Source organism: Lactobacillus sp. OTU4228 (assembly GCF_001006945.1).
Lineage (GTDB): Bacteria > Bacillota > Bacilli > Lactobacillales > Lactobacillaceae > Lactobacillus > Lactobacillus amylovorus.
In genome coordinates this window covers 1-1,871 of the sequence record NZ_CDLD01000021.1, presented here as the reverse complement: position 1 = coordinate 1,871, position 1,871 = coordinate 1, and the positions used below count along the sequence as shown (strand labels likewise).

Genomic DNA, 1,871 nt, shown 5'->3' with positions numbered 1-1,871 from the left:
AATATGGTGCAATTAATGATTGCGGATCATTTTTAATCTCGACAGGACTGCCTTGATCCCAAATTTCCCCACCTTGCTCACCAGATCCTGGACCAATTTCGATAATTTCATCAGCAGCACTAATGATGTCGACATTGTGGTCCACTACGACTAATGAGTTTCCTTGATCGACTAATTTACGCAAAACTTTAATCAAACCATCAACGTTGGCTGGGTGTAAACCAATTGATGGCTCATCTAAAACATAAAGTACACCAGTAGTTTCAGTTCTGAGAGTTCTAGCTAATTGAATTCTTTGCAATTCACCCGTTGACAAAGTATTACCTGCTCTGGCCATAGTCAAATAATCAAGACCTAGATCTAGCAATGGTTGCAAATTATTTGTAAATTCATTGATCAAAGAACTGGCCATCTTCTGCATATCGTCTGGCAATTGAGCTAATACTTCTTTACTCCATTTAGGTAAATCACCTAGCTGCATTTGCTCTACTTGATAAATGTTTTTGCCATTAACCAGTTGTTTTAAAAGCTCAGGACGAAGGCGTGTACCATGACAAACTGGACAAGTTGAATAAGTAAAGAATTCAGCGATCCGTTTCTGTGCACGTTCGCTCTTACTACTTTTAGCAGATCGTAAAACTGCTTGAGTAGCATTTTCATAAAGGACATTAAAATTATGGAAAACACGACCATTACTGGATATTAAGTCCATCTTGTATTTCTTCTCTGGACCATTTAAGACGAAATCTTTTTCCTTATCGGTTAGATCTTTAAAGGGAATATCAATTCTGACGCCAGCGTGTTGTGCCACATTTGGCATGAAGTTTCTACCTGGCAGATTCCATGAAGCTACTGCTCCGTCCTCAATAGAAAGATTCTCATCGGCGATTAATTTATTTTCATCAAGTTGGCGAACTTTACCAGTACCACCGCAGTTTTTGCAGGCACCATCTGAATTAAAGGCAAAATCCTCGGCACTGAACATGCGAAACTTAACACCACAGGTTGGACAAGTAATCATACCCATTTCGGCACCAAATTTCGCTGCTGCTTCTGCGATTTCTAAACTTGAAGTAACCCTGTGGCCATTAGGACAAACTGGTGAACCTAATCTTGAAAAAATTAAACGAAGAACATTGAAAGTTTCAGTTGTAGTTCCGACAGTGGCTCGTTCATTTGGAACACTTGGACGTTGACGCAGGGCTAAAGCTGATGGAATATGTTTTACACTTGTTACGTCTGCTTGTGTGCCCTGTTTAATTCGACGACGCATATAAGTAGATAAAGCATCGAGGTAGCGACGGGAACCCTCTTCATAAAGAATACCCATTGCTAAGCTAGATTTACCTGAACCGGATAAACCTGAAATAGCGACGAATTTGTGCAAAGGAATATCGACATCTATATTCTTTAAGTTGTGGACTTTTGCACCACGTACTTCAATTTTTGTTGGTAACGCCATAATCTCTTCCTCTCGTTTTTATTTTCAACATAATTAATTATAGAATTTCTTTTATAAATTAGTATAAATAGCACTACCTTTTCATTTATTTTTCTATTAACTTTTGGTATCGTGGATTTAAACAAATTACGAAAGGAAGATCCTATGACTTTTACAAAATTAGAAAACAGCGGCGATCAAGCTGTTGTCGCTGAAGAAGTAAAAATCTTGACCAACTTACTTAACGAATCCACCCGCCAACTAATTGGTGATGAAAAATTCGCTAAGATTCAAGATTTAATCAACATCTTGAAGCCAGCTCTTGCAAGCGGTGACTTGAAGTTAATCGGTGCTACTACTACAAGCGAATTCCAAAGAATTGAAAAAGACCCAGCATTATCACGTAGATTCCAAGCTGTACAAGTTCCAG

2 pseudogenes are annotated in these 1,871 nt (G+C 38.4%); one reads left to right on the top strand and one right to left on the bottom strand.

Annotated elements, in window-relative coordinates:
- Window positions 1–1,462, bottom strand: a pseudogene (locus BN1206_RS05085) (excinuclease ABC subunit UvrA); the annotation flags it as partial.
- A 144-nt stretch (window positions 1,463–1,606) separates the two neighbouring features.
- On the opposite strand from BN1206_RS05085, the pseudogene BN1206_RS05080 reads away from it, so the two are divergent.
- A pseudogene (locus BN1206_RS05080) lies at window positions 1,607–1,871 on the top strand (hypothetical protein); the annotation flags it as partial.